The organism is Cupriavidus basilensis, assembly GCF_008801925.2.
Classification (GTDB): domain Bacteria; phylum Pseudomonadota; class Gammaproteobacteria; order Burkholderiales; family Burkholderiaceae; genus Cupriavidus; species Cupriavidus basilensis.
In genome coordinates this window covers 726,241-749,955 of sequence record NZ_CP062804.1, presented here as the reverse complement: position 1 = coordinate 749,955, position 23,715 = coordinate 726,241, and the positions used below count along the sequence as shown (strand labels likewise).

Here is a 23,715-nt window from a genome sequence, read left to right as displayed (position 1 = left end):
AGCCGAAGTGCGTGCCCTGGTCGACACCCGGGTCAGCGCCGTGCGCGCGAAAGACGGCGTTGTCATGATGCGCAACTATGCTGAAGACGTGGTCATCTTCGATGTGGCGCGGCCCGTGCACTTGCGGAGCCCGGGTGCGCGCCCCCGTTTGTTTTCGCAAGATCGCCGGCCGATGGCGGGTGGCGCATGAGCACGCATCGATGCCGGTGAGTTTCAACCCCTGACGCGTTTCAACCCTGGAAGTGGAAAGGAGACAAGATGCTAGTCCAACCCTATCTGTTCTTTGAAGGCCGTTGCGAGGAAGCGGCTGAGTTCTACAAGCGCGCCGTAGGCGCCGAGGTGGTCATGATGATGCGCTTCAAGGAGGCGCCTGAGCCGGAGTCTCCCCCGCCCGAAGGCACTTGCGCGCCCGCGGCCGGCACCGAAGAAAAGATCATGCACATGTCCATGCGCATCGGCGAGACTGTGGTGATGATGTCCGATGGCCGGTGCACGGGCAAGCCCGATTTCCAGGGCTTCTCGCTGTCCGTGACCGTGCCCGATGTGGCCAGCGCCGACCGCGTGTTCAACGCCCTGGCCGAGGGCGGCCAGGTGCTGATGCCGCTTGGCAAGACGTTCTACTCTCCACGCTTTGGCATGACGGCCGACCGCTTCGGCTTGATGTGGATGGTCATCGTCCCGGAGTCCTGAGCCGCGCTGCATCAGACTGCGCTGAGCCAAGCCACGCCAGTCACGCCGGCGTGGCTTTTTCATTGCGCGAAATGTTGCATAATGTGTTTTTTATTGGCAAACTGTGGCAAAACAATCCCAGCGCCCTCCGGCGCGCTTTTTACACAGGTGCCTCCATGTCTGCCTCTGCCCGCCGCCCCGTTCCCGAGCACGCCCGCGTCGTCATCATCGGCGGCGGCATCATTGGCTGCAGCGTGGCCTATCACCTCACCAAGCTGGGCTGGAACGACGTCGTCCTGCTCGAGCAGGGCCAGCTCTCGTGCGGCACCACCTGGCACGCGGCCGGGCTGGTGGGGCAGTTGCGCGCGCAGGAGAGCATGACCAGGCTGATCCGCTACTCCACGCGCCTGTACAGCGAGCTGGAAGCCGAAACCGGGCTGGGCACCGGCTGGAAGCAGTGTGGCTCGCTGTCGGTGGCGCGCACCGCCGAGCGCATGACGCAGCTCAAGCGCACCGCGGCCGTGGCGCGCGCCTACGGCGTGGACTGCCAGGTCATCTCCGCGCGCGAGGCGGGCGAGCTATGGCCGGTGATGCGCACCGACGACCTGCAAGGCGCGGTGTGGCTTCCCGGCGATGGCAAGGCCAACCCGACCGACCTTACCCAGGCGCTGGCGCGCGGCGCGCGCACCCGAGGGGCGCTGATCGTGCAGGACACCAAGGTCACCGCCATTCATACCCGGGATGGCCGCGCCAGCGGCGTGAGCTGGCAAGACAAGGACGGCGCCAGCGGCACCATCGGCGCCGAGATCGTGGTCAATTGCGCGGGCCAGTGGGCCAGGCAGGTGGGCCAGCTGTGTGGCGTGACGGTGCCGCTGCATTCGGCCGAGCACTACTACATCGTCACCGAGCGCATCGCCGGCGTGCATCCCGACCTGCCGGTGATGCGCGACCCGGACGGCTTTATCTACTTCAAAGAGGAAGTGGGCGGGCTGGTCATGGGCGGCTTCGAGCCCAACGCCAAGCCCTGGGGCATGCAAGGCATTCCGGAGCCGTTCGAGTTCCAGCTGCTGCCCGACGACTGGGACCAGTTCGAGATCCTGATGCACAACGCGCTGCAACGCGTGCCGGCGCTGGAAACGGCGCAGGTCAAGCAGTTCTACAACGGCCCGGAATCCTTCACGCCCGACAACAACTTCATCCTGGGCGAGGCGCCCGAGCTGCGCAACTTCTACGTGGGCGCGGGCTTCAACTCCATGGGCATCGCCTCCGCCGGCGGTGCGGGCATGGCGCTGGCTGAATGGATCGTGGCGGGCGAGCCCACCATGGATCTGTGGCCGGTCGATATCCGCCGCTTTGCCGGCTTCAACGGCAACCAAAGCTGGCTGCACGACCGCGTCAAGGAAACCCTGGGCCTGCACTACGCCATGCCCTGGCCCAACCGCGAGCTGGATACCGCGCGGCCATTCCGCCGCTCGCCGCTGTATGCGCACCTGCGCGACGCCCGCGCCAACTTCGGCAGCAAGATGGGCTGGGAGCGGCCGAACTTCTTTGCGCCCGCCGGCGAGACGCCGGAGATCGCGTACGCCTTCGGGCAGCAGAACTGGCTGCCGTGGAGCGGCGCCGAGCATCGCGCCTGCCGCGAGGGCGTGGCGCTGTTCGACATGAGCGCTTTCTCCAAGTACATCGTCAAGGGCGCCGACGCCGAGGCTGTGCTGCAGCAACTGATGAGCAACGACGTGGCCGTGCCCGCCGGCCAGACCGTGTACACCGCGATGCTCAACGCGCGCGGCACCTATGAGTCGGACCTGACCGTGACCCGGCTGGCGCACGACCAGTACCTGCTGGTGACCGGCTCGGCGCAGACCACGCGCGACTTCAACTATATCGAGCGGTTGATCCCCACCGACCAGCGCTGCGCCATCGTCGATGTCACCGGCCAGTACAGCGTGCTGGCGGTGATGGGCCCGCGCTCGCGCGCGCTGCTGCAGAGCGTGTCGCGCGCGGATTTCTCCAACGAAGCCTTCCCGTTCGGCAGCTCGCGCGAGATCGACCTGGGCTACGCCACGGTACGGGCCACGCGCCTGACCTATGTGGGCGAACTCGGCTGGGAACTCTACGTGCCGGTGGAGTTTGCGGTGGGCGTCTACGAGACGCTGCAGGCAGCGGGCAAACCCCTTGGCCTGGCCAACGCCGGCTACTACGCCATTGAATCCCTACGCATCGAAAAAGGCTACCGCGCCTGGAGCCGCGAGCTGACCACCGATATCAACCCCTTCGAGGCGGGGCTGTCCTTTGCCTGCAAGCTCGACAAGCCAATCCCGTTCCGTGGCCGCGAGGCACTGCTGAAGCTGCGCGCGGCCGGCGGCGCGGCGCAGGTGAAGCGCCGCGTGGCCGTGGTGACGCTCGACGGCGCCAGCCAGGCCATGCTGTGGGGCGGCGAAGCCGTGCTGCGCACCGGCCCGGATGGCGGGGTGCGCCCGGCGGGCTTTGTCACCTCGGCGGCCTTCGGGCATACGCTGGGATGCCCGGTGGGCATGGCGCTGCTGCAGCGCGACGATGGCGCGGCCGATGCCGCGTGGATTGCCGAAGGCACGTATCACGTCGACCTGGCCGGCGAGCTGCTGCCCGCCACCGTGCACCTGCGCGCGCCCTACGACCCGACCAGCGCGAGGGCCAAGGCGTGATGCGGATCGGCGCCACCGCGCACTACGTCACGGCGGAACTGGACGAGGGGCCCATCATCGATCAGGAAGTGTCGCGCGTGGACCATGCCATGGATGCGGACCAACTGGGCGCCGTCGGGCGCGACGTGGAATGCGTGGCGCCGGCCCGCGGGCGAGCAACCACGTCAGGCTCAGCTTTGCTTGCCGTCGGCGCCGGAGGTGGCCGTCGCCTGGTTGGACTTCAGTGCGCAGGGCGTCTGCGCTTGCTGCTTCGCCTGCGCCTGCTTCTGGGCGCGCGCGCGTTCGATAACGGTCCAGTCGGGACCGGCAAGAGCGGGCAGCGAGGCGGCGAGGGTCGTGACGCTCAGCAGCGCCAGCACAATGGTTTTCATGATTCGTCTTGAGACAGAATTGGCAATGGCAATGACATTGCGTGGAGGATCTTGATACTTGCCGGTCCAGCCGTGGGTGGAGGGGTCCCAGGGCCGGACCGGCAGCGCTGTATCAGGCGCTGGCCTGGCGGTTGTCCGCCGCACCATGCGCCGGCGAGGCCGACACACCGGTCAGGTCGCGCCCGGCGAGGTCCAGTGCCGCGGCTGCGCTGCCGTGCGCGCCGTCCGTGAACGAATCGCGACGGTCGCCAACGCGAGCGCCATCGGTGAAGGGGTCGCGGCGGTCGCCAACACGGGCACCGTCGGTGAAGGGGTCGCGCTTGCCGTTGTGGAGTGCGTAGCCGTACTTGTCGCCGGCGTTGGTGCTATCTTTCGGACCCGTTGCACCGGCTTGCGTTGCGGCCAGGAGGCAGACGCCGAAGGCGGCTGCGGAAACAAGGGTCGTGAAGTGCTTCTTGTTCATGATTGCTGCTTAATTCCATATTGGGCGGCACTTTCCACTGAGTGTGGAGCGGGATAGGCGGATTCTTGCGTCCCGCATGTCGTCTGTTTCGCCTTTTGATCTGCACCGCGTGTTCGACGCGTTCGATGCGTTGAGCAGCGCGGTACAAGCACATAGTGTAGTCACGACGAATCATTCCTGGGATGAATTAAACGTCTTACTTCCAGTCGAATTTTTCACAACGGAAAACCGCGCGGGCCGCGCATGAACGGTTGATGGGTCGCGGCACCACCACCATCGGCGCATGCAAAACCCGACTGGCCCGCGCGACTTTAAATCATGCTTTCCGCGCGTAGGGCATGGGTACACTCTGCACGCCCTTGCCCGGGCCCCAGACTGCCATGACAAAAAACAGAACGTTCCCGGCCGCCCCCTGAATGACAGACTCTCCTCGCCCAGCACCGCTCCAGCCTCCCTCCCCCGAAGACGTCCGCAAGCGCATCTACGCCATCGTTGCCGCATCCTCCGGCAACCTGGTCGAGTGGTTCGACTTCTACGTCTACGCGTTCTGCGCCATCTACTTCGCACCCTCGTTCTTCCCCAAGGCCGACCCCACGGCGCAACTGCTGAACACCGCCGGCGTCTTCGCCGCGGGCTTCCTGATGCGGCCGATCGGCGGCTGGCTGTTCGGGTGGATAGCGGACCGCCACGGGCGCAAGACCTCGATGCTGATCTCGGTGCTGATGATGTGCTTCGGCTCGCTGCTGATCGCCTGCCTGCCTACCTATGGCGCCATCGGCAACTGGGCGCCCGCACTGCTGTTGCTGGCGCGACTGCTGCAAGGCTTGTCGGTCGGCGGGGAATATGGCACCACGGCCACGTACATGAGCGAGATTGCGCTCAAGGGGCGGCGCGGGTTCTTCTCGTCGTTCCAGTACGTCACGCTGATCGGTGGCCAGTTGCTGGCGGTGCTGGTAGTGGTGGTGCTTCAGCAACTGCTGGATGAGGCGCAGTTGCGGAGCTGGGGCTGGCGCGTTCCGTTTGTGATCGGCGCGCTCACCGCCGTGGTGGCACTGGCATTGCGCCGCACGCTGCGCGAAACGTCATCCGCGGCCACGCGCGGCAACAAGGAGGCAGGCAGCCTCACCGCGCTGCTCCGGCATCACAAGGCCGCATTCCTTACCGTACTGGGCTATACCGCCGGCGGCTCGCTGATCTTCTACACGTTCACCACGTATATGCAGAAGTACCTGGTGAACTCCGCCGGCATGTCGATCAAGACGGCAAGCACGGTGATGACCGGCTGCCTCTTTGTCTATATGTGCATGCAGCCGCTGTTTGGCGCATTGTCTGACCGCATTGGCAGGCGCAGCAATATGCTTGCCTTTGGCGCGCTGGGGACAGCCGCCACGGTGCCGCTCCTGAACGCCCTGCAGATCGTCTCCAGCCCGCTCGCCGCCTTCGTGCTGATCTCTATCGCACTGGCAATCGTGAGTCTCTATACCTCGATCAGCGGCATCGTGAAGGCGGAGATGTTTCCCCCGGAAGTACGCGCATTGGGCGTGGGGCTTGCGTACGCGATCTCCAATGCGATCTTTGGCGGCTCGGCCGAGTACGTGGCGCTGGCGCTTAAGTCCGCCGGCCATCAGTCGGCGTTCTACTGGTATGTGACGGCGATGATGGCGCTGGCGTTCGGGGTCAGCCTGCGCCTGCCGCGCCAGGCCAGGCACCTGCGCCACGAGTATTGAGGCGCCTGGGCCGGACCACGGGCTTCAGTCAGGCGGCGCAATCCCAGGCCTGCAGCTGTTCGGCCGTGGCACCGGCGCCGCCGCACACGATGACCAGCACGTCGCTCGCCGCAGCCGCCGCGGCGGGCTTGCGCTCCAGTGCGGCCAGCGCCGCGCCGCATGCCGGCTCCACCACGATCCGGTGCTCGGCCAAAAAGCGCAGGCACGCGCCCACCGCTTCCTTGTCCGTGACCACCTCGCTGGCGATCGGATGCAGCTTTGCCCACTCGAGCGCTTTGGCGCAAGGGCTCTTCGCACCCAGCGAGGTCGCGATGCTGGTGATGGCGGGCAGCTCGACCGGCGCGCCGGCCGCCAGCGAGGCGGCGTAGGCATCCGCACCAACGGTCTCGGCCGCGATGACGGGCACATCGTGCCAGCCATTGCGCGCCAGCCCGGCCAGCACGCCGCACAGCAAGCCGCCACCGCCAACCGATAGCACCACCGCGCCCGGCTTGACGCCTGCGGCGGCCACCTCGTCGATCATCGTCGCGTGGCCTTCCCACAGCAGGGGATCGTCAAAGGGGTGGATAAACGCATACTCCGGGCGCATCAGCGAGAGCGCATGATCGTTGGCCTCGCTCCATGCGCGTCCGTGCACCACCAGTTCGGCGCCTTCGGCCGCGATACGCTCGCGCGCCGCGGCCGAGGTGGTCTCGGGCACGACGACGGTCACCGGCACGCCAAGCAGCCGCCCGCTGTAGGCGACGGCAATGCCGGCATTACCGCCCGAGGAACACACGAAGCGTTTTGCGCCCCACGCCTTGTAGGTCTGGCACGCATGGCCGATGCCGCGCGCCTTGAACGAGCCGGGGGGCTGCAGCGCCTCCATCTTGAACCACACCGATCGCCCCAGCCGTGCCGAGTAGGACGTGGATCGCAGCAGCGGGGTGACGATGTGCAGGCTCACGGGCAGGGCGTTGTCAGCATGGGGCATGGCGGCGCTTCTTGGTTCTGGCATGAAGAACCTTGAATGGTAGAAGCCCGCCACCTATGCAGTCAAATGCCTATCGAGCCTCAAAGCTATACTTGCAAGGCATAGCAACATTCAGAGGCAACCGCAGAGCATGCGAAACATCGAAACGCGGCACTTGCGCTACTTCATCTCCGTCGCGGAAGAAGGCAGCATCATTGCGGCATCCCGGGCGCTGAACATCACGCAGCCGGCCTTGTCGCGGCAGATCCAGGACCTGGAGGCGACGATCGGCGCACCATTGTTCGAGCGGCATGCCAAGGGCGTGCAACTCACCGATGCCGGCACCAGCCTGCTGCACGACGCGAAGCAGTCGCTGCTGCAGCTGGAACAGGCACGCGACCGGGCCTATCGTATTGCACAGGGCCAGACCGGCTCGTTTTCGCTCGGCATCATGCCCAGCTACCTGGCCTCGCCGGTGACGCTGGCGATCCTTGCGCACTTCCGGGAGCACAACCCGGAGATCCTGCTCTGCATCGAGCCGCTGTTGTCATTGCAACAGGCACAGGCTATCCGCGGCGCAGAGCTGGACGGCGGCATCATGGCCTGGCGCACGCCAGACGATGCCAGCCTGAGCGGCATTGCCCTGTACCGGGAGCGCTTTGTGCTGGCCGTGCCGGCGCAGCATGTCGCGCCGGCAAAGCGCGCGCGGCGGCTGGCCGACATCGCCGGCGAACGCTTTGTGTGGTTCAACCGCGAGAAGTCGAGCGCGCAGCACAGCCTGCTGATTGCGGCGTGCGCCAAGGCCGGGTTCACGCCGCATATCGTCCAGATCGGCACCGACACGCCAACCATCCTGGGGCTGGTCGCCGCCGGCATGGGCTGCGCGCTGGTGCCCGCCAGCTCACAGCTGCACGCGCCGCCCACCATCGCCTTCATCGCGCTGGCCGACCTGACCGATGGGGTCGATATCGAGTTCGTGTATTCGGCGGCGCACCGCTCGCCACGCGTGCAGCGCTTTATCGAATCGGTCCGGCATGTCACCGGCACCAAGGCTAAGCGCGCACGTGGCAAGGCATAGGGATAGGGCCGCTTCATCAGGAGACTTTGATGAACCATCGAGACGAGAGCGGACACACCCTCGCCATATAGGCTCCCTCGGCGACCATACGCCGGCCTTCTGCCACGCGTGCAGCCGTCGACAGCAACGCATTCCGGAGCCGCAAAGGCTAACAAGAGTCACTTGAAGTGAACCACCTCACCACCTCTTAGACGCATTCTTGTCAGGGCTTCCTGGCGCAAATGGATTGGTTCACCGCACAATCTGTTTCAGTCCTGCAACAGCAGGGTGCAGTCACTGACGAAATAGGCACGCCGCAAACGCTGCCGCCCCCTGCAAGTGGCAGCGGTCTGCTGGTCTGCTGGTCTGCTGGTCTGCTGGTCTGCTGGTCTGCTGGGAAGGCAGTAAAAGAGAATCCCCCGAGGCTGTTATTCGGGGGAGATGCTTGATTTGTGCCGGTAAACGCTGAGCGCTGAGCGCTGAGCGCTGACGACATGTTCTTTTGCAGACGCTTCTGCCGTTCCCTACATGCTGCCCTCAACCAGCCCATCGCGGCTGGTGTTTCTCGCGCCATCGGTGAATACGTCTCGTCTATCCGTGACTCTCGCCCCATCTGAATAGACATCAAACTTTGTGCTCATCCCCCCATCTGAATATGGGTCTCGCGGCCCCAACACGCTGGCGCCGTCGGTGTAGACATCCCGCGCGCCGATGCCGGCATACGCTACGCCGGCGCCAAGCGCCGCACCCGCCGCAGCGAGCAGTAATACTGTTTTTACCATTTCTTTCACCTCCTTTTCAGGTGGTTGCAAAAACACCGCAACGTATTCCTCTCGTTCCGGTGCCGCCGCTTTGTACGACTCCAATGTATGCGCTGAAGTCAAGCGCATGAATAAGGTCTTCTTCCGAAAAGGGGCTAGGGGATTGCCCTATTGGGCACGGCAGCCAAGGTCAACGATGTCACGCAGCCGCGTGTATTGCCGCATGGCGAGCAGAGCGATCCGTTTGCTCATGCGCAACTGCATGTGCCATCTGTCCTGAGCAACCTGACACGACAATGCTCGCGCGCATACGGCGCCTGGCGTCCAACCCGGGCTGTATCTCATCGAATCCATCGGCTACGCTTACCGCACAGGGGAGTTCTGACGTAGATTCATAGGGTGAATTCAACGGATCGTCGCGGCACTTCGTCTAGCACCCATTCGGGGCAAACTCGTGATTTTCCACAGGTGCTGCGGACCCTGATTTCGCGAGCGTATTGTCCTTGCGGCTAGCGAGAAAACGGCTGGACGTCGCGGGGGCTGTCCCCAGAATGTGAAGCGAACCATGGTCATCATTCCGCGCAACTCGAGGCTTAGCCTTTTCGTTCGCACCGGATTTGTCGCGTTGGCGTACTACGCAGGTGCAAAGCTGGGACTTGCTTATGCGGTAGTGGGCGGTGCGGTGTCTCTGGTATGGCCGGCCAGCGGCATCGCCCTTGTTGCGCTGCTCGTTTTGGGCTTCGCCGCTGCCCCCGGCATTGCCATTGGCTCCATGTTGGCCAACATGTCGGTGGGCGTGCCCCTGCCAGTGGCCGCGGTGATCGGCCTCGGCGCGACGGCGGCAACCTTGACGGCGGCATTGTTATTAAAGCGGGCTGCCCAATTCCAGATCACCCTGGACCGCATCAAGGACGTGTTAGCTTTCGTCATCCTGGCCGCGACAGTCAGCACGGCAGTGAGTGCGCTGATCGGTGCGACCGCCCTCTTTGCAGGGGGCCTGGTGTCAGTCACCGAGTACGGCACAGCCGTTCTGAAATGGTGGCTGGGTGACATGATGGGGGTGCTCGTGGTGGCCCCGCCGCTGCTCAGCTTGCTCTCGTATCCCAGCCCTGTCCGCTGCGCAAGGCAGGCCGTGGAAGCGTGCGGACTGACCATTGCGGTCTTCTGGGTGAGTTACGTCATATTCGGCGCCACCGAGCTTGCTGGGCACAGCTACTATCCGGCGGCGTTGGCGATCTTTCCTTTCACTATCTGGGCGGCTCTGCGCTTCGATCACTTGGGCACCAGCCTCTCGACCTTGCTGGTCTCGATCGTGGCCATCTGGGGCACCGCGAACGGCACCGGTCCCTTTGCCGCGCAATCCCCGGTGGATAGCCTCGTGAGATGGTGCGCCTTCGCGAATGTCGTGGCAGTAACCGGACTGCTGCTGGTGGCGGCGCATACTCAGGCCAAGCGCATTCATAGCCTCCTGCTGGCATCCCATGTCGAGCTGGAGCGGCGCGTGCAAGAGCGAACCCAGGACTTAGAGCTGGCCAACAATGAGTTGAAGCAGGAGATGGCGCGACGTCGTCTGCTGGAAACGGAACTGATCCGAGTCGGCGATCAGCAGCAGAGACTCATCGGCCGAGAGCTGCATGACGGCCTCGGGCAGCACCTCACCAGTTTGGGTTTGTACTGCGCCACCTTGAATCAAGAGCTACAGATGCAAAGCCATCCAGCCGCCGCGAAGGCGGCTACCATCGTCGAACTGGTGAAGCAGGCATCCTTGATGACTCGCAAGATTGCCCATGGCCTGGACCCGGTCGCCATGGAATCTGATGGCCTTACGGTCGCCTTGGAAGGGTTGGCAAAAACGACTCGCTCGCTGAACGGTATAGATTGCACGCTCCGCATCAAGTCAAATGTGGACTTACTGGATCCGCCGATGCAGATCAACCTTTACCGAGCGGCACAGGAAGCCGTCAATAACGCGCTGAAATATAGCCAGGGCCGCCACATCTGGATCGACCTGGAGCACGAAGGCGGCATGCAGAGGCTCTCCATCAGTGACGACGGGATGGGCGTCGATCAGGAACGAATGGAGCGTGCCTCGGGACTGGGACTTCACAACCTGCGCCACCGGGCGAGCCTCCTGGGCGGCTCTTGCATGGTCACCCGCAATGCTTTGGGCGGCACCACGGTTGCCATCAGCTATCCGATACCGGAGTGTCCAGGACATGGAAGGGAATCCGTCTAGCCTGGGCCGCGCGACTCAGATCCTGATCGTGGATGACCACCCCATCATCCGCGATGGGTTAACCCACCTGCTGAATCTGCATGAGGATCTGCACGTCTGCTATGCGGCCGGCAGTGCCGAAGACGCTCTGGCGGCGATGGCCTGTGAGCCTGACATGGCCATTGTGGACCTCAGCCTGCACTCGAACTCCGGCCTGGATCTTGTCAAAACGCTCCGGCAACACTATCCAAAGCTGGCAATCCTCATCCTCAGCATGCATGACGAAACCCTGTTTGCCGAACGCGCGCTGCGGGCGGGCGCAAACGGGTACCTGATGAAACTCGAGGCCACAGAGCATGTGATGAACGCCGTGCGCGAGGTGCTGGCGGGCAATATTTACCTGAGCGCCGCAATGCATGAAAGGTTGGCGCGGACGTTGACGGCTCCCCAGAAAATTCCCGCGGGCTCAATCGCGAGCCTTTCGGAACGGGAGTTCGAGGTCCTGCACCTGATCGGGCTCGGCTTCAGCACCCGCGAGATCGCCGAGAAACTGAGTCGGAGCGTCAAGACCATCGAGGCACATCAGGCCAACATTAGGGAAAAGCTGGATATTCCTAGCGGCAAGGAGCTGATGCGCTTCGCCATTCAGTGGATCGAGAGCCAATAGGGCCGCAGCCACTCAGTGTGCCTCGCTCATCCTGTGCTCTGCCACCTTCGGGCTGTTCTGCCAGCCACCGCCCAGCGCCAGGAACAGGTTGATCTGGTTGAGGGCCACCTGGCTGTCCGACGCCGCCAGTGCCGCCTCGGCCCCGGCCAGCGTGCGGTCGGCGTCCAGGCTGGACAAATACGGTACGCGGCCGGACTGGTACAGCAGCCGGTGCTGGTGGGCGACTTCTTTGGCGTCGTCGCGCGCCACGTGCAAGGACTGGTTGCGCTCCAGCTCGCGCGTGTAGGCGCTGAGCGCACTCTGGGTCTCCTCCAGCGCCTTGAGCACCACGCCGTCGAAGCGGGCGAGTGCAGCGTCCGCCCCGGCTTCCATGCCGTGGATGCGCGGGCGCACGCCATTGGTGGGCAGGTTCCAGGTGATCAGCGGGCCCATGCCCCAATGCGCGGTCGGGCCGGTGCCGAGATCGCTCAGGATGCCGCTCAGGCCGGCCGATGCCCCGATGCGGACCGAGGGATAGAGATCCGCGGTGGCCACGCCGATCTTCGCCGTGGCCGCAGCCAGCTCGCGCTCCGCCTGACGGATATCGGGGCGGCGCTTGAGCAGTGCGGCACCGTCGCCGACAGGCATTGCCTGGCGCAGCGTCGGCTCCTCATGACATTCGGATACGGCTTGCGGCAGCGCTGCCGGCGGCTGGCCCAGCATGACGGCGAGCCGGTAGGCCGCGCCCTCCTTCTCCGCCTTGAAGCGCGGCAATGCCGCGCGCAAGGTCTCGGCCTGCGCGCGGGCGCGCAGCATGTCGGAAGGCTGGCCACGGCCGGCGGCCACCATCTTGGCGGCGATCTCCACGCCGCGCGTCTGCAGCGCGAGCTGCTCCTGCGCCACCGCCAGCTCATGCGTGGCTGCGCAACCCTGCACATAGGACCGCACGGTTTGCGCGACCACGCTCACGCGCGCCATGTCCAGCGCGGCTTGGCTGGCCTGCGCGCTGGCCAGCGCGGCCTCGTCGGCGCGGGCCAGCTTGCCGAAGAAGTCCACCAGGTACGACACCGAGAAGCCGACGTCGCCCAGGTTGAAGACCGGCACCTTCTCCTTGAGCAGGAAGCTCTCGCCCGCGATCTGCGCGCGTTCGGCCTTGGCGGAGAAGGCCGCCTGCGGCAGGTTCTCCGCTTCCACCTCGTGATAGGTCGCCACGGCCCGGCGCAGGTTGGCGGCGGCCACGCGCAGGCTGGTATTGGCGCTGAGCGCCTGCTGCACCAGTGCGTTGAGCTTGGGGTCGTCGTACAGGCGCCACCAGTCGTCCGGGACCGGCGTCACCGAGACGGCGGGGCTGTCCGTGCCGAGCAAGGGGCCGTTGGCCTCGGGCGCGCGCACGGCCGCCTGCTCCGGCACGTGATAGTCAGGGCCCACGGTGGTGCAGGCAAACAGCAACGGGACCAAGGCTGGCAGCAGGGCAACGCAGAGCTTGCTCATTGCGCGCGCTCCTCCGTGGCCTCGTCGCGCAGCACGGCGATGGTATTGCGCGGCTGCGCCACGGAGACCGTCGCCGTGCGGCCCGACACCAGCCGCACATCCGCCGGCACGTCGTCCAGCGCGATGCGCACCGGCACACGCTGCGCCAGCCGCACCCAGTTGAACGTGGGGTTCACATTGGGCAACAGGTTGCTGCCATTGCTGCGGTCGCGGTCCTCGATGCCGGCGGCGATGCTCTGCACGTGGCCATGCAGGATCGTGCGCTCGCCCATGATGTGCACGGAGACCGGGTTGCCAATGCGGATACCCCCCAGCTTGGTTTCTTCGAAATAGCCTTCGACGTAGAACGAGTTCAGGTCGACCATCGACAGCACCGGCCGGCCCAGAGCCACATAGTCGCCCAGGCGCGGCAGGCGGTCGTTGAGAAAGCCATCCACGGGGCTGGCCACCCGGGTGCGGGCGAGGTTGAGCCTGGCCAGCGCGACCGCCGCCTCCGCCTGCGCCAGCGCCGCCTCGCCCTGCTGCACGCGCGCCTGCCCTTCTTCCACCACCTCGGTAGCAACCACCTCGGACAAGGCGTGGCTGCGGGCGGCCTCCCGGCGCGCCTGCGCCAGCGTGGCGCGCTGCGCGGCAGCACTCGCCATGGCCTGCTGCAGCGCCAGCTGGTAGCGGTCCTGGTCGATCACGAACAGCACCTGCCCGCGCCGCACGCGCTGGTTGTCCTTGACGAGTACCTGCGTCACCAGCCCCGAGACATCCGGCGCGACCTGCACCACGTCGGCCCGCACGTGGCCGTCGCGCGTCCACGGCGCCACGGTGTAGTAATCCCACAGATGCTTGCCGACAAAGAGCGCGGCCACGGTGGCCAGCAGGGTCAACATCACGGGGACCAGCAAACGGAACTTGAATTTCATGATTGCAGCCAGCGGGCCATGGCGGCCACGCCACCCAGCACGATGACGTAAAGGGCTAGATTGAAAAGCGACCGGTGCCAGACCAGCCGGTAAAAGCCTGCGCGCGCAAGGGCCGCGCGCATGCAGGCGGTGATGACGAAGGTGAGGAGCATCAACGCCAGCAAGCCGGGCACGAAGACGCCGTAGAGATCGATTTCCGCGCTTAGCATCGGGGCTCCGCGCGTAACGGGCGGGGCACGGCCCGCGACGGCTGCTCCTGCGGCGCCGCGGCTTGCGGCAGGGTCTGCGTCTGCGTCTGCGTCTGCGTCTGCGTCTGCGTCTGCGTCGGATACAGCGTGACCCGCAACGCAATCAGCGCGCCCAGTGCGCTGCACGCATGCTCGCCGGGACTTTGCGATGCGCCGCCTTGCATGGCCACCTCGCGCAGCGCCTTGTCGATCCGCTCGGATAGCGCATCCGGCGGCGCCATCGCGTGGCCGGCCTTCAGGCGCGCACGGAAATGCAAGGCAACCGCGTTGAGCACCCTGGCCACGGCGCGGCGCGCGGCCGGGCGCTGCCCAGGCAGGCTGCGCTGCAGCGCCAGCGCGCCAAACCCGACCTGCAGCTCGGCAAAGCCATCCGAAGCCATCTTGTCGTCGCTGGCCGCAAGCCTTGGCACCAGCTGGCTGAGCCGGTCCAGCATGCGCCCGCCGAGCCGGGCGTGCTCGCCCGGCTCGCGTCGCGTGGCGGCTTGCGCCAGGTCCTTCCAGCTCGCGCGGATCAGCCGGTGCGCCGCCACGCGCGCGCCGAACGGCCGCGTCGCCATGGCCCACAAAGGCGCGAACAGCATGCCGCCGATGCTGGCCAGGCTGCCGTTGAAGGTGGTCAGGAAATTCGTGTCGTAGACGCTCTGCACATTGGCGAACGACGCCGTATTGACCGACAGCAGCATGGCGATCAGGTTGAAGCCGGGCCGCGATATCAGCATGCCGATGCCCATGTAGGGCAACGCCAGCATGCCCACCAGGGTTTCGAAGTTGTGCGCGTTCGGCACCACCAGGAACAGGTAGAAGGACGATACGGCGAAGCAGAATCCGCTCCAGCGCAAGAACGAATGCGCGACCGGCCGGGGCTCCTCGATGGTGGCAAAGAAGCAGCAGGCGATGGACGCCACCGCGACCGATCCCGCGCCGTCCTCCCATCCCGAGGCGATCCACAGCATGCCCGCGCAAAACACTGCCAGGCTGGTGGAGCAGGCATAGAACAGCAACATGGCGTGATCGTGGTGATGCGCCCGGTCGGCGCGCTCGGCGCCGCGCCCAGGCGCGCGCACGGATGGCGCGGCGGCGCCGGGCGCCTGGTCGCCAATGCCGTGCTGCAGGGCGTGGCAGTCTTCGCACAGCGCGGCCAGCGTGCGCAGCTGATCGTTGGCGGTGGCAACCAGCCCGCCATGCCAGCCCGGCGCGCGCGCATAGTCCGCCCACGGGAGCGCTTCCGGCTCCAGCGCGGGCGCGGGGCCGTCGAAGCCCGCGCGAATCCAGGCAGACATGGCGGCCATATGGCGCGCCAGGCTATCGGGTATGCCCTCGGCGTGGCGCCGCAGTGCCTGCAGCACGCCGGCCAGCGAGGACAGCACGGGCAGCAGCATCGTCATCCGCTCGCGCAAGGCGCGCGCGTGGCGCAGCGTGTGCGCGCTTTCCGTGTCGTAGGAGAGCTGGGTGATGAGCTGGTCCAGCGCGAGGATGTCGGCGGCCAGCCGGTGGCGGCTGCCGTGGCGCGTGGCATTGGCATCAGGATCGGCGGACAACATGTCGGTGGCCCACAGTGCCGCGTCGGCCATCCAGGTGGCGGAACGGGCACGCAGCGCGGGCGCCACCTTGGCCGGGAAGACAATGGAGCCCACCATGCCGGCGCACAGGATGCCGATGACGATCTCCTCGATGCGCGCCACGGCAATGTCGAAGACTTGCGCCGGCTCGCTGACCGCCGGCAGCGCCACGATCGGCAACGTATAGGCGGCCAGCAGGAAGACATAGCTGCGCGGCGTGCGCTGCAGCAGCGAGAAATAGAGCAAGCCCCCCGTCCACAGGGCGATCGCGGCCATCAGCAACACCGGCGCATTGACCAGCAAGGGCACCGTGACCACCGCGGCCGTCGCGCCCAGCACCGTGCCCGCCACGCGATAAGCGGCCTTGGAGCGGGTCGCGCCGGTCAGCGGGTGAGAAACAAAATAGACGGTTGCCATGGCCCAGTACGGGCGGGGCAAACCCAGCGCAAGCGCGATATAGAGCGCTAGCATCGAGGCGGCAAACGCCTTCAGTGAAAAGAGCCACTGTCGTGCGCTGGGCCAGCTAGCCATGACGCGAATATCCATTGGAAAGAGCGTAGGCCCGAAGTGTAGCCAACTGGCGAACATTCCTCACATGATTTAAAATTGCAAATCACATTCGCTTTTTTCATGAAAAGGAAGTGCCTGATGCCCATCGACATCCGCGCGTTGCGCTACTTCGTTGAAACCGTTCGGCTGAAGAGCTTCACCCAGGCGGCGACGTCCCTGTTCGTCACGCAATCCACCATCAGCAAGATGGTGCGGCAACTGGAAGACGAGATCGGCCAGCCACTGCTGATCCGCGAAGGCAAGCAGGTGCGGCTGACTGACGTGGGGCGGGTGGTCTACGAGCGCGGGCAGGAAGCGCTTGGCGTGGTGCACCGGCTTACGCTGGAAGTGGCCGACCTCTCCTCGCTGGGCCGCGGCCAGCTGACGGTGGGAATCCCGCCCATGGCCAACCTGTTCTTCTCGCCGGCCGTCAGCGCCTTCCGCCAGCGCTATCCCAACCTGGAGCTCAGCCTGGCAGAACATGGCGGCCATATGGTGGAGCAGCAAGTGGCGAGTGGCGAACTCGAAGTCGGCGCCACCGTACTGCCCCGGGACAGCGGCCTGGAACTGGCCACGCGCGAATTCGCCAAATACCCGATCTGGGTCGCGGGCCCCCGCAAGGCCAGCTGGGCCAAGGGCAAGACCGTGACGCTGGCCGCGCTGCGCGACGAGCCCCTGCTGCTGCTGACCGAAGACTTCTCCCTGACCCGCAAGCTGCGGCAGGCCTTTCTCGACGCCCGGCTTGAGCCCCGCATCGTGGCCCAAAGCGGGCACTGGGACTTCCTCGCCTCGATGGCCGCGGCCGGGCTGGGCACCACCTTCCTGCCGCAACCGCTGCTGGACAAGCTCGATATCCGCGACAAGCTCGCCGTGGCACGGCTGACGGAGCCGGCCATGGACTGGGCGCTCGCCCATATCTGGTCGCCGGGCCGCTATCTATCGCATGCGGCGCGGGCGTGGTTTTCGGTTTGCGAGGAAGTGCTGGGGGCGTAGGCACGGACCGGCGCCTACGCCCCCAGTGCGAATGCGCAGTGTCAGAAATCCAGCTGGTCGGCAGCAATGCCAAGGGCGGCAGCGATCTTTCCGCGCGACGCCTTGCGCAGTTTGTCACTGCGCTCCTGCTGCGCGTATGCCGATTGCGAAATGCCAAGACGCTCGGCAACCTCGGCCTGAGTCAAGCCCAGGTGTTCCCGCCAGGCCCGGGCGGGGCTCGCACCGCCGACGGTGCGCGTAACCACATCATGCGGCACAAGATTGCGCTCGCTCGCTTGGCTGGCCACATACTCTGCGTAGGGGATCACCACAAAGGCGGGATTCCCATCCGGCCCATGGATCACTTGGACGTTAGTAGGTGCGTTCATCGCGTTTCCTCACTTCCTGAATTTCGACGATCTTGATGCCGCCGTCCCAATCGAACAGAACCCGGTAGTTGCCAACCCGAAGCCTGTAGCCGTAGTCGTGCTTCGTCAGGGCCTTCACGTTCTGACAATCCGGCATTGCGGCCAGATCGCCAACGGCATCCACCACGGTCCGTTGATGCTGGCGGTCCAGCTTACGGAGCTGCCTGGCTGCTTTCAGGGTCCAGTTGATCGCGTTCATGGGCACAAATTATAAGTCAATTATAAGTTTCCAGAAACAAACTCAAGCCCTCATCGAAAGAGCGCGATCATATGCGCCTTAAGCACCGCTACCTCGAAAACTCCTCAAACACCACTTGCCGCAACCATTGGTTAGCCGGTTCCCGATTGTTCCTGGCGTGCCAGAGCACGTTGATCACGATATCGGGGATCTTCACCGGGCACGGCGCCGTCTCCAGCCCGAAGGGCGTTAACGTGCGCTCGGCGTAGGCCTGCGGCACCACCGCGATCAGGTCGGTCGTCTGCAGGATATGGCCCACCGCCACGAAATGCGGGACGTGCAGGCGGACCTGGCGCGGCACGCCGGCGCGCTGGATCACTTCGTCCACCATGCTGTGCCCGGTGCCTGCCGCGACGATGGCCACGTGCTCGGCACTGCCGAACGACTTGAGGGTCATGCCCTCGCGGGCCAGCGGATGGCCCTGGCGGAACAGGCAGACGTAGCGCTGGCGGAACAGCCGCCGCTGGAAGAAGCCCGCCTTGAGGTCGGGCATGAAGCCGATCGCCAGGTCCACGCGGCTGCTTTCCATTTCCTCGCGCAAGTTCACCGTATGGTTGCGCACCGTGCTGATGGTCACGCCGGGCGCCACCTCGGACAGCCGCTTCATCAACTCGGGCAGGAAATAGATCTCGCCGATATCCGTCATGGCGATGGTGAAGCCGCGCGTGCTGGTGGCCGGCTCGAACACGGACTGCGCGTTGAGCGTGTTGTGGATGGCGCCGAGCGCGTAGCCGATCGGCTCCGCCAGGTTCTCCGCGAAGGGCGTGGGCACCATGCCCTTGGAGGTCCGCAGGAACAGTTCGTCGCCCAGCAGCTTGCGCAGGCGATTGAGCGCGTTGCTGATGGCCGGCTGCGAAGTGCCCAGCGTTTCGGCCACGGCGGACACCCGCCTCAGGCGCAGTAGTTCATTGAACACGACCAGCAGGTTCAGGTCGATCTCCCGCAACTCCATCCCAGCCCCCTTTATCACTCACAGTGATATGACGTATCACCTTCCTTCTATTTATTAATTCTACCCGCGGCGCCAACATACGCCCATCGGCAAACGGATGCCAAGAAGAACTAGTTGGAGACGCCCCCATGGAAGTATCCATCCACCCACTGGACAGGACGCTGCACGCGCAAGCCGGCGACAACCTGCTGGACGTGCTGCGGGCCAACCAGGTGCCCATCTCGTATAGCTGCATGGCGGGGCGCTGCGGCACCTGCCGCTGCAAGGTCCTGGCTGGCCGCACCCAGGCGAGCGGCCCCGAGGATTCGCGCGCGCCCATGGCCGCCGGCCAGTCGGTGCTGGCATGCCAGACCACGCTGGTGGAGAGCTGCGCGATCGAGATCCCGGAACTCGACGAGGTCGTGGTGCATCCCGCCAGGATCCTCAAAGGCACCGTGACTGCCCTGGACGACCTGACCCATGACATCAAGCGGGTCCGCGTGGCGATTCCCAAGCCGCTCGACTTCTCGCCGGGACAGTACGCCACGCTGCAGTTCACGCCGCGCCATATCCGGCCTTACTCGATGGCGGTGGCGCACGGCGCCGACGCGCTCGAATTCCATATCCGGCTGGTGCCCGACGGGCGCGTGACGTCCTATGTGGCGTCGGAACTCAAGGTTGGCGACGCCATCCGTGTTTCCGGCCCGCTGGGCACCGCGTACTTGCGGCGCAAGTTCGACGGGCCCGTGATCTGCATCGCGGGCGGCACCGGGCTGGCCCCGATCCTGTCGATCCTGCGCGGCATGCTCGACAGCGGCATGCGCAACGAGGTGCACGTCTATTTTGGTGTTCGCACGCATGCCGACCTCTATGGCCTGGAATGGCTGCGCGAGCTGCAGGCGCGCCATGCGGCAATGCATGTGCACGTGGTGGTGGCATCGGCCGGCGACGGCAACGGCTACCGGGGCGGCGTGGTGACCAAGGCGGTGGCCGACGACTGGGCGCACATGCAGGGCTGGCGCGCCTACCTGGCGGGCGCCCCGGTCATGGTCGACGCCGCCTCCATCCTGCTGCGCCAAAGAGGCATGGACCCCGACCACATCCATGCCGACGCCTTCCACGCCAGCGGCGTCTGACCCGCTGAGCCCCACATCACAAACATCGCGGAGACAAACCATGCGCGAGCAAGCTGTTGTATTCAAGAAAAGAGAATGGAAGGACGAAGGCTCCAGCCGGATCCCCTTCTGGGCCTATACCGATGATGACGTCTACCGGCAGGAGCTGGAGCGCTTCTTCTACGCCGGCCACTGGTGCTATATCGGGCTGGAAGCGGAAATCCCGAACGCCGGCGACTTCAAGCGCACCGCCATCGGCGAGCGCTCGGTCATTGCCAGCCGCGCGGCGGATGGCGAGATCTACGTGGTGGAGAACGTCTGCGCGCATCGCGGCGTGCAGTTCTGCCGCGAGCGCTCCGGCAACCGCAAGGACTTCACCTGCCCCTATCACCAGTGGAACTACGACCTCAAGGGCAACCTGGTCGGCGTGCCGTTCCGGCGCGGCGTCAAGCTCGACGGCAAGGTCAATGGCGGCATGCCCGCCGACTTCGACCCGAAGGCGCACGGCCTGACCAAGCTCAAGGTGGCGCGCCGCAACGGCGTGATCTTCGCCTCGTTCGACCATGAGGTGCCGGCGCTGGAGGACTATCTCGGCCCGACCATCCTGGCCTACTTCGACCGTGTCTTCGACGGGCGCAAGCTGACCATCCTCGGCTATAGCCGCCAGCAGATTCCCGGCAACTGGAAGCTGATGCAGGAGAACATCAAGGACCCGTATCACCCGGGGTTGCTGCACACATGGTTCGTGACCTTCGGGCTCTGGCGCGCCGACAACAAGTCGGCGCTCAAGATGGACGAGCATTTCCGCCACGCGGCAATGATCTCCACGCGCGGCCAGGGCGGCAAGGGCGATGTCACCAGCGGCGTGTCCAGCTTCAAGGAGCAGATGAGCCTGCATGACGACCGCTTCCTCGATGTGGTGCAGGAACCCTGGTGGGGAGAGCCCACGGCGGTGATGATGACGCTGTTCCCCAGCGTCATCATCCAGCAGCAGGTCAACTCGGTGTCGACGCGGCATATCCAGCCCACCGGCCACGGCGCGTTCAATTTCGTGTGGACACACTTCGGCTTCGAGAGCGACGACGCCGACATGACCCGGCGCCGCCTGCGCCAGGCCAACCTGTTCGGCCCGGCCGGCTTTGTCTCGGCCGACGACGGTGAGGTGATCGAGTTCTCCCAGCAAGGCTTCGAGCAAAAGCCGTTCCACCGGACGGTGGCGGAACTCGGCGGGCGCGAGATCGGCGACACGGACCACATGGTGACGGAGACGCTGATCCGCGGGATGTACAACTACTGGCGCCGCGTGATGGAGGCCTGAGACATGCTCGACTTCGAAACCTACACCCAGGTGCTGGCGCTGTATGCGGATTACGCTGCGGCGCTTGACAACAACGAATGGGACAAATGGCCCGCCTTCTTCACTGAAGCTTGCGTCTACAAGCTCCAGCCGCGCGAGAACCACGAAGCCGGCTTCCCGCTTGCCACGCTCTCCTTCGAGAGCCGAGGCATGCTCAAGGACCGCATCTATGGCGCAACCGAGACCATCTTCCACGATCCGTACTACCAGCGGCATGTGGTCGGCATCCCGCGCATCCTGAAGACCGATGCGGAGCGGATCGACGCCGAGGCCAGCTACGCCGTCTTTCGCACCAAGCCGGATGGGCAATCCACCGTGTACAACGTGGGCCGCTATATCGATGTGATCCGGCGCACCGGGGAGGGCTTGAAGTTCGAGTCCCGGCTATGTGTGTTCGATAGCGAGATGATCGCCAATTCCATCATTTATCCGATTTGAGGTGTGCTATGTCGAAGCAGTGGATTCAAGTGATACAGCTGGTCGCAATTCCCAAGGATGACGTCGTGGCAGTCAATGCGGGGGGCAGGGAGATCGCCCTGTATAGCGTGGACGGCGAAGTCTACGCCACGGACAACGCTTGCAGCCACGGCAACGCGCGCCTGTGCGATGGCTTTCTCGATGGGCACGAAATCGAATGCCCGCTGCATCAGGGCAAGTTCGACGTGCGCACCGGGCGGGCGATGTGTGAGCCGCTGACTAGTGATATTGAGGTGTTTGGGGTGAGGGTTGAGAATGGGGAGGTGTTTGTGGAGGTTTAGAGGGTGTTGCTGTTTTTTTGAGTGGTGTTGGCATTTTGCGCCCAAGGGGCCATACGACATTGCCCTGCTGGGGGTGTCGCTGTTTACTTCGTCGGCGTTGGTTTTTGCACCCAAGTGCCATACGACATTGCCCTGCTGGGGGTGTCGATGTTTACTTCATCGGCGTTGGTTTTTGCACCCAAAAGCCATACGACATCCCCCTGCGGGGGCTGCCGGTCACTCTTCTTTGCGTCGGCAAAGAAGACTAACGAGAAGAAAGCCGACCCTGCCGGGAGCAGAGCAATCGCGGGTGCGCAGGGTGCTGGTTTCGTCGTAGGGCCAGCGGTTCTGCACGCATCTGCCGGTACCGGTTTGACCGGCCACGACGCTGCCAATTTCCGGGATACGTAGTGCGGCCCCCGGTAGCGGAATCCATGCCCATTCGCCAATCTGCCGTTACCGGCGCGAAGCACCACGACACTGCGCCCGCCAATGGTTTCGTGGTGGGGCGGGCGCGGTGGTCAAGGTTTCTGGATTGTCAAAGCGGCGCCACCGCGCCCGCGACGAATGGCATCGCTTGCAACTTCGTGACGGGTACGCCTCACTCCACCACGATCGACGCGCTCTTGATCAGCGCCTGGCTCCGGCCCAGTTCGTCGCGGATGAGGCGGGCCGTCTCTTCGCCATTGCCGTTCTTCACAACAAAGCCCTGCGCGGCGAACAGCTCCCGCGCCTTGGGTGCGGCCAGCGCCTTGACCAGCGCCTGCTGCAGCCGCGCGGCGACGTCCTTGGGCAACCCGGCGGGACCGACCAGTGCGATCCAGGCATCGTAGGCATAGTCCTTGACGCCCGATTCCGCCAGGGTCGGCACCGCCGGCAGGCTGTCGAGCCGCGCCGGCGTGCTGACCGCCAGCGCCCGCAGCTTGCCGGCCTTGATCTGCGGCAGGGCGGATGGCGTGGCCAGGAAGGCCGCGTTGATCTGTCCGCCGAGCACATCGGTCATCAGCGTGTTCACGCCCTTGTAGGGCACGTGCAGCATATCGATGCCGGCCTTCGATTTAAGCAGCTCGCCCGCCAGATGCAGCACGCTGCCTTTGCCTGACGAGCCGTAGCTCAGGCTGCCCGGATGCGCCCGCGCCGCCGCGAGCAGTTCCTGCACGGTCTTGTACGGCGAGCCCGCACCCACCACCAGCACCAGCGGGGTGGTGCCGATCAGCCCTACGGCAGTGATGTCCTTCACGCTGTCATAGGGAATATTGCGGTACAGGCCCGGGTTGATGGCATGGTTGGACGACACCACCGCAAGCGTGTAGCCGTCCGCCGCGGCGGCTACTAGTTGCCGCGTGCCGGGGATGCCCGCCGCACCGGGAAGGTTCTCCACGTAGAACGGCTGCCCGAGGTCCTGGCCCAGGCCCTCGGCCACCACGCGCGCCACCACGTCGGCGGTGGAACCCGGCGAGTTCGGCACGATCAGGCGCACGGTCTTGGCGGGATACTTGTCTGCGGCGTGTGCACCGATGACCGGGAATGCGATGGCGGCGACGGCAAGCAGCCGCCCCGCCGCGCGCAGCACGCGCGAGGTATTGGGGAACATCGTTGTCTCCTGTGGATGGCGGCCGGGATCTGTTGTC

Annotated in this window: 24 protein-coding genes and 1 pseudogene; 13 read left to right on the top strand and 12 right to left on the bottom strand. The window is 65.2% G+C overall.

Annotation, left to right across the window (positions count from 1 at the left end; genetic code table 11):
* Window positions 1-77: 77 nt before the first annotated feature.
* From F7R26_RS41825 to F7R26_RS24280, 4 genes and pseudogenes are all read left to right on the top strand, one after another.
* Entirely contained in the window at window positions 78-224 is a 147-nt protein-coding gene (locus F7R26_RS41825; RefSeq protein WP_416351362.1) for a nuclear transport factor 2 family protein, read from the top strand.
* A gap of 34 nt (window positions 225-258) precedes the next feature.
* Window positions 259-690: a VOC family protein gene (locus F7R26_RS24290; protein ID WP_150985059.1), complete on the top strand. Its 432-nt coding sequence runs from the start codon at window positions 259-261 to the stop codon at window positions 688-690.
* Window positions 691-845: 155 nt separating this feature from the next.
* Window positions 846-3,353, top strand: coding sequence for a GcvT family protein (locus F7R26_RS24285; RefSeq protein ID WP_150985058.1), 2,508 nt, complete (start codon window positions 846-848; stop codon window positions 3,351-3,353).
* Window positions 3,347-3,502 (top strand): annotated as a pseudogene (locus F7R26_RS24280) (formyltransferase family protein); the annotation flags it as partial. The gene F7R26_RS24285 and the pseudogene F7R26_RS24280, both read left to right, overlap by 7 nt.
* A gap of 21 nt (window positions 3,503-3,523) precedes the next feature.
* On the opposite strand, the gene F7R26_RS24275 reads toward F7R26_RS24280, so the two are convergent.
* Both F7R26_RS24275 and F7R26_RS24270 read right to left on the bottom strand, forming a co-directional pair.
* Window positions 3,524-3,724, bottom strand: a complete 201-nt coding sequence (locus tag F7R26_RS24275) for a hypothetical protein (RefSeq protein WP_150985057.1) — start codon at window positions 3,722-3,724, stop codon at window positions 3,524-3,526.
* Between the two features lie 112 nt (window positions 3,725-3,836).
* Entirely contained in the window at window positions 3,837-4,187 is a 351-nt protein-coding gene (locus F7R26_RS24270; RefSeq protein ID WP_150985056.1) for a hypothetical protein, read from the bottom strand.
* A 416-nt stretch (window positions 4,188-4,603) separates the two neighbouring features.
* On the opposite strand from F7R26_RS24270, the gene F7R26_RS24265 reads away from it, so the two are divergent.
* On the top strand, window positions 4,604-5,914 hold the full coding sequence (locus F7R26_RS24265; RefSeq protein ID WP_150985055.1) for an MFS family transporter: 1,311 nt from the start codon (window positions 4,604-4,606) through the stop codon (window positions 5,912-5,914).
* Between the two features lie 28 nt (window positions 5,915-5,942).
* Here F7R26_RS24265 and F7R26_RS24260 read toward each other — a convergent pair whose 3' ends face one another.
* Window positions 5,943-6,860 (bottom strand): pyridoxal-phosphate dependent enzyme, encoded by a 918-nt coding sequence (locus F7R26_RS24260; RefSeq protein WP_150985094.1) that lies wholly within the window; start codon window positions 6,858-6,860, stop codon window positions 5,943-5,945.
* Window positions 6,861-7,017: 157 nt separating this feature from the next.
* Between F7R26_RS24260 and F7R26_RS24255 the strand changes: the two genes are divergently transcribed.
* Window positions 7,018-7,944: a LysR family transcriptional regulator gene (locus F7R26_RS24255; protein ID WP_150985054.1), complete on the top strand. Its 927-nt coding sequence runs from the start codon at window positions 7,018-7,020 to the stop codon at window positions 7,942-7,944.
* A 503-nt stretch (window positions 7,945-8,447) separates the two neighbouring features.
* Here the strand turns inward: F7R26_RS24255 and F7R26_RS24250 are convergent.
* Window positions 8,448-8,813: a hypothetical protein gene (locus F7R26_RS24250; protein ID WP_338404731.1), complete on the bottom strand. Its 366-nt coding sequence runs from the start codon at window positions 8,811-8,813 to the stop codon at window positions 8,448-8,450.
* Window positions 8,814-9,249: 436 nt separating this feature from the next.
* Here F7R26_RS24250 and F7R26_RS24245 point away from each other — a divergent pair, with 436 nt between their 5' ends.
* Together F7R26_RS24245 and F7R26_RS24240 are read left to right on the top strand one after the other, a co-directional pair.
* On the top strand, window positions 9,250-10,920 hold the full coding sequence (locus F7R26_RS24245; protein WP_150985053.1) for an MASE1 domain-containing protein: 1,671 nt from the start codon (window positions 9,250-9,252) through the stop codon (window positions 10,918-10,920).
* On the top strand, window positions 10,901-11,566 hold the full coding sequence (locus F7R26_RS24240) for a response regulator (RefSeq protein WP_150985052.1): 666 nt from the start codon (window positions 10,901-10,903) through the stop codon (window positions 11,564-11,566). Before F7R26_RS24245 ends, F7R26_RS24240 begins: the two co-directional genes overlap by 20 nt.
* Before the next feature lie 12 nt (window positions 11,567-11,578).
* Here the strand turns inward: F7R26_RS24240 and F7R26_RS24235 are convergent, their stop codons facing one another.
* From F7R26_RS24235 to F7R26_RS24220, 4 genes are read right to left on the bottom strand one after another with little or no spacing between them, the layout of a single operon-like run.
* Window positions 11,579-13,036 carry an efflux transporter outer membrane subunit gene (locus F7R26_RS24235; protein ID WP_150985051.1) on the bottom strand — a complete coding sequence of 486 codons (1,458 nt, stop codon included), beginning with the start codon at window positions 13,034-13,036 and terminating at the stop codon, window positions 11,579-11,581.
* Window positions 13,033-13,950 carry an efflux RND transporter periplasmic adaptor subunit gene (locus tag F7R26_RS24230; RefSeq protein ID WP_150985050.1) on the bottom strand — a complete coding sequence of 306 codons (918 nt, stop codon included), beginning with the start codon at window positions 13,948-13,950 and terminating at the stop codon, window positions 13,033-13,035. Before F7R26_RS24230 ends, F7R26_RS24235 begins: the two co-directional genes overlap by 4 nt.
* Window positions 13,947-14,159, bottom strand: a complete 213-nt coding sequence (locus F7R26_RS24225) for a DUF1656 domain-containing protein (protein WP_150985049.1) — start codon at window positions 14,157-14,159, stop codon at window positions 13,947-13,949. Before F7R26_RS24225 ends, F7R26_RS24230 begins: the two co-directional genes overlap by 4 nt.
* Entirely contained in the window at window positions 14,153-16,288 is a 2,136-nt protein-coding gene (locus tag F7R26_RS24220) for an FUSC family protein (protein ID WP_150985048.1), read from the bottom strand. Before F7R26_RS24220 ends, F7R26_RS24225 begins: the two co-directional genes overlap by 7 nt.
* A 117-nt stretch (window positions 16,289-16,405) precedes the next feature.
* Between F7R26_RS24220 and F7R26_RS24215 the strand changes: the two genes are divergently transcribed.
* A complete protein-coding gene (locus tag F7R26_RS24215; RefSeq protein WP_150985047.1) occupies window positions 16,406-17,299 on the top strand; it encodes a LysR family transcriptional regulator in 894 nt (297 codons plus the stop codon).
* Between the two features lie 41 nt (window positions 17,300-17,340).
* On the opposite strand, the gene F7R26_RS24210 is transcribed toward F7R26_RS24215, so the two are convergent.
* The 3 genes from F7R26_RS24210 to F7R26_RS24200 all read right to left on the bottom strand — a co-directional run bounded on the left by F7R26_RS24210 (window position 17,341) and on the right by F7R26_RS24200 (window position 18,896).
* Window positions 17,341-17,667 (bottom strand): helix-turn-helix domain-containing protein, encoded by a 327-nt coding sequence (locus F7R26_RS24210; protein ID WP_150985046.1) that lies wholly within the window; start codon window positions 17,665-17,667, stop codon window positions 17,341-17,343.
* Window positions 17,651-17,905 carry a type II toxin-antitoxin system RelE family toxin gene (locus tag F7R26_RS24205; protein ID WP_150985045.1) on the bottom strand — a complete coding sequence of 85 codons (255 nt, stop codon included), beginning with the start codon at window positions 17,903-17,905 and terminating at the stop codon, window positions 17,651-17,653. The genes F7R26_RS24210 and F7R26_RS24205 overlap by 17 nt, the downstream gene beginning before the upstream one ends.
* Before the next feature lie 88 nt (window positions 17,906-17,993).
* Window positions 17,994-18,896, bottom strand: coding sequence for a LysR family transcriptional regulator (locus F7R26_RS24200; RefSeq protein ID WP_150985044.1), 903 nt, complete (start codon window positions 18,894-18,896; stop codon window positions 17,994-17,996).
* Between the two features lie 128 nt (window positions 18,897-19,024).
* Here F7R26_RS24200 and F7R26_RS24195 point away from each other — a divergent pair, with 128 nt between their 5' ends.
* From F7R26_RS24195 to F7R26_RS24180, 4 genes are read left to right on the top strand one after another with little or no spacing between them, the layout of a single operon-like run.
* Window positions 19,025-20,011 (top strand): 2Fe-2S iron-sulfur cluster-binding protein, encoded by a 987-nt coding sequence (locus F7R26_RS24195; RefSeq protein WP_150985043.1) that lies wholly within the window; start codon window positions 19,025-19,027, stop codon window positions 20,009-20,011.
* A 40-nt stretch (window positions 20,012-20,051) separates the two neighbouring features.
* Window positions 20,052-21,308 carry an aromatic ring-hydroxylating dioxygenase subunit alpha gene (locus tag F7R26_RS24190; protein WP_150985042.1) on the top strand — a complete coding sequence of 419 codons (1,257 nt, stop codon included), beginning with the start codon at window positions 20,052-20,054 and terminating at the stop codon, window positions 21,306-21,308.
* A gap of 3 nt (window positions 21,309-21,311) precedes the next feature.
* The gene (locus F7R26_RS24185) at window positions 21,312-21,785 is read left to right on the top strand and encodes an aromatic-ring-hydroxylating dioxygenase subunit beta (RefSeq protein WP_150985041.1); all 474 of its coding nucleotides are present in this window, start codon (window positions 21,312-21,314) and stop codon (window positions 21,783-21,785) included.
* An 8-nt stretch (window positions 21,786-21,793) separates the two neighbouring features.
* Complete coding sequence (locus F7R26_RS24180) at window positions 21,794-22,105, top strand: non-heme iron oxygenase ferredoxin subunit (RefSeq protein ID WP_150985040.1); 312 nt, start codon at window positions 21,794-21,796, stop codon at window positions 22,103-22,105.
* A gap of 580 nt (window positions 22,106-22,685) precedes the next feature.
* Here F7R26_RS24180 and F7R26_RS24175 read toward each other — a convergent pair.
* Window positions 22,686-23,678 (bottom strand): Bug family tripartite tricarboxylate transporter substrate binding protein, encoded by a 993-nt coding sequence (locus F7R26_RS24175; protein ID WP_150985039.1) that lies wholly within the window; start codon window positions 23,676-23,678, stop codon window positions 22,686-22,688.
* Window positions 23,679-23,715 lie beyond the last annotated feature (37 nt).

Excerpts from the sequence above, each read along its gene's own strand:
- F7R26_RS24195 (WP_150985043.1), top strand. The coding sequence starts at position 19,025 with ATGGAAGTATCCATCCACCCACTGGACAGGACGCTGCACGCGCAAGCC.
- F7R26_RS24225 (WP_150985049.1), bottom strand. The coding sequence starts at position 14,159 with ATGCTAAGCGCGGAAATCGATCTCTACGGCGTCTTCGTGCCCGGCTTG.
- F7R26_RS24205 (WP_150985045.1), bottom strand. The coding sequence starts at position 17,905 with ATGAACGCGATCAACTGGACCCTGAAAGCAGCCAGGCAGCTCCGTAAG.
- F7R26_RS24240 (WP_150985052.1), top strand. The coding sequence starts at position 10,901 with ATGGAAGGGAATCCGTCTAGCCTGGGCCGCGCGACTCAGATCCTGATC.
- F7R26_RS24285 (WP_150985058.1), top strand. The coding sequence starts at position 846 with ATGTCTGCCTCTGCCCGCCGCCCCGTTCCCGAGCACGCCCGCGTCGTC.
- F7R26_RS24275 (WP_150985057.1), bottom strand. The coding sequence starts at position 3,724 with ATGAAAACCATTGTGCTGGCGCTGCTGAGCGTCACGACCCTCGCCGCC.
- F7R26_RS24200 (WP_150985044.1), bottom strand. The coding sequence starts at position 18,896 with ATGGAGTTGCGGGAGATCGACCTGAACCTGCTGGTCGTGTTCAATGAA.
- F7R26_RS24270 (WP_150985056.1), bottom strand. The coding sequence starts at position 4,187 with ATGAACAAGAAGCACTTCACGACCCTTGTTTCCGCAGCCGCCTTCGGC.
- F7R26_RS24250 (WP_338404731.1), bottom strand. The coding sequence starts at position 8,813 with ATGCGCTTGACTTCAGCGCATACATTGGAGTCGTACAAAGCGGCGGCA.
- F7R26_RS24215 (WP_150985047.1), top strand. The coding sequence starts at position 16,406 with ATGCCCATCGACATCCGCGCGTTGCGCTACTTCGTTGAAACCGTTCGG.
- F7R26_RS24185 (WP_150985041.1), top strand. The coding sequence starts at position 21,312 with ATGCTCGACTTCGAAACCTACACCCAGGTGCTGGCGCTGTATGCGGAT.
- F7R26_RS24265 (WP_150985055.1), top strand. The coding sequence starts at position 4,604 with ATGACAGACTCTCCTCGCCCAGCACCGCTCCAGCCTCCCTCCCCCGAA.
- F7R26_RS24210 (WP_150985046.1), bottom strand. The coding sequence starts at position 17,667 with ATGAACGCACCTACTAACGTCCAAGTGATCCATGGGCCGGATGGGAAT.
- F7R26_RS24220 (WP_150985048.1), bottom strand. The coding sequence starts at position 16,288 with ATGGCTAGCTGGCCCAGCGCACGACAGTGGCTCTTTTCACTGAAGGCG.
- F7R26_RS24230 (WP_150985050.1), bottom strand. The coding sequence starts at position 13,950 with ATGAAATTCAAGTTCCGTTTGCTGGTCCCCGTGATGTTGACCCTGCTG.
- F7R26_RS24255 (WP_150985054.1), top strand. The coding sequence starts at position 7,018 with ATGCGAAACATCGAAACGCGGCACTTGCGCTACTTCATCTCCGTCGCG.
- F7R26_RS24190 (WP_150985042.1), top strand. The coding sequence starts at position 20,052 with ATGCGCGAGCAAGCTGTTGTATTCAAGAAAAGAGAATGGAAGGACGAA.
- F7R26_RS24175 (WP_150985039.1), bottom strand. The coding sequence starts at position 23,678 with ATGTTCCCCAATACCTCGCGCGTGCTGCGCGCGGCGGGGCGGCTGCTT.
- F7R26_RS24290 (WP_150985059.1), top strand. The coding sequence starts at position 259 with ATGCTAGTCCAACCCTATCTGTTCTTTGAAGGCCGTTGCGAGGAAGCG.
- F7R26_RS24245 (WP_150985053.1), top strand. The coding sequence starts at position 9,250 with ATGGTCATCATTCCGCGCAACTCGAGGCTTAGCCTTTTCGTTCGCACC.
- F7R26_RS41825 (WP_416351362.1), top strand. The coding sequence starts at position 78 with ATGCTGAAGACGTGGTCATCTTCGATGTGGCGCGGCCCGTGCACTTGC.
- F7R26_RS24235 (WP_150985051.1), bottom strand. The coding sequence starts at position 13,036 with ATGAGCAAGCTCTGCGTTGCCCTGCTGCCAGCCTTGGTCCCGTTGCTG.
- F7R26_RS24180 (WP_150985040.1), top strand. The coding sequence starts at position 21,794 with ATGTCGAAGCAGTGGATTCAAGTGATACAGCTGGTCGCAATTCCCAAG.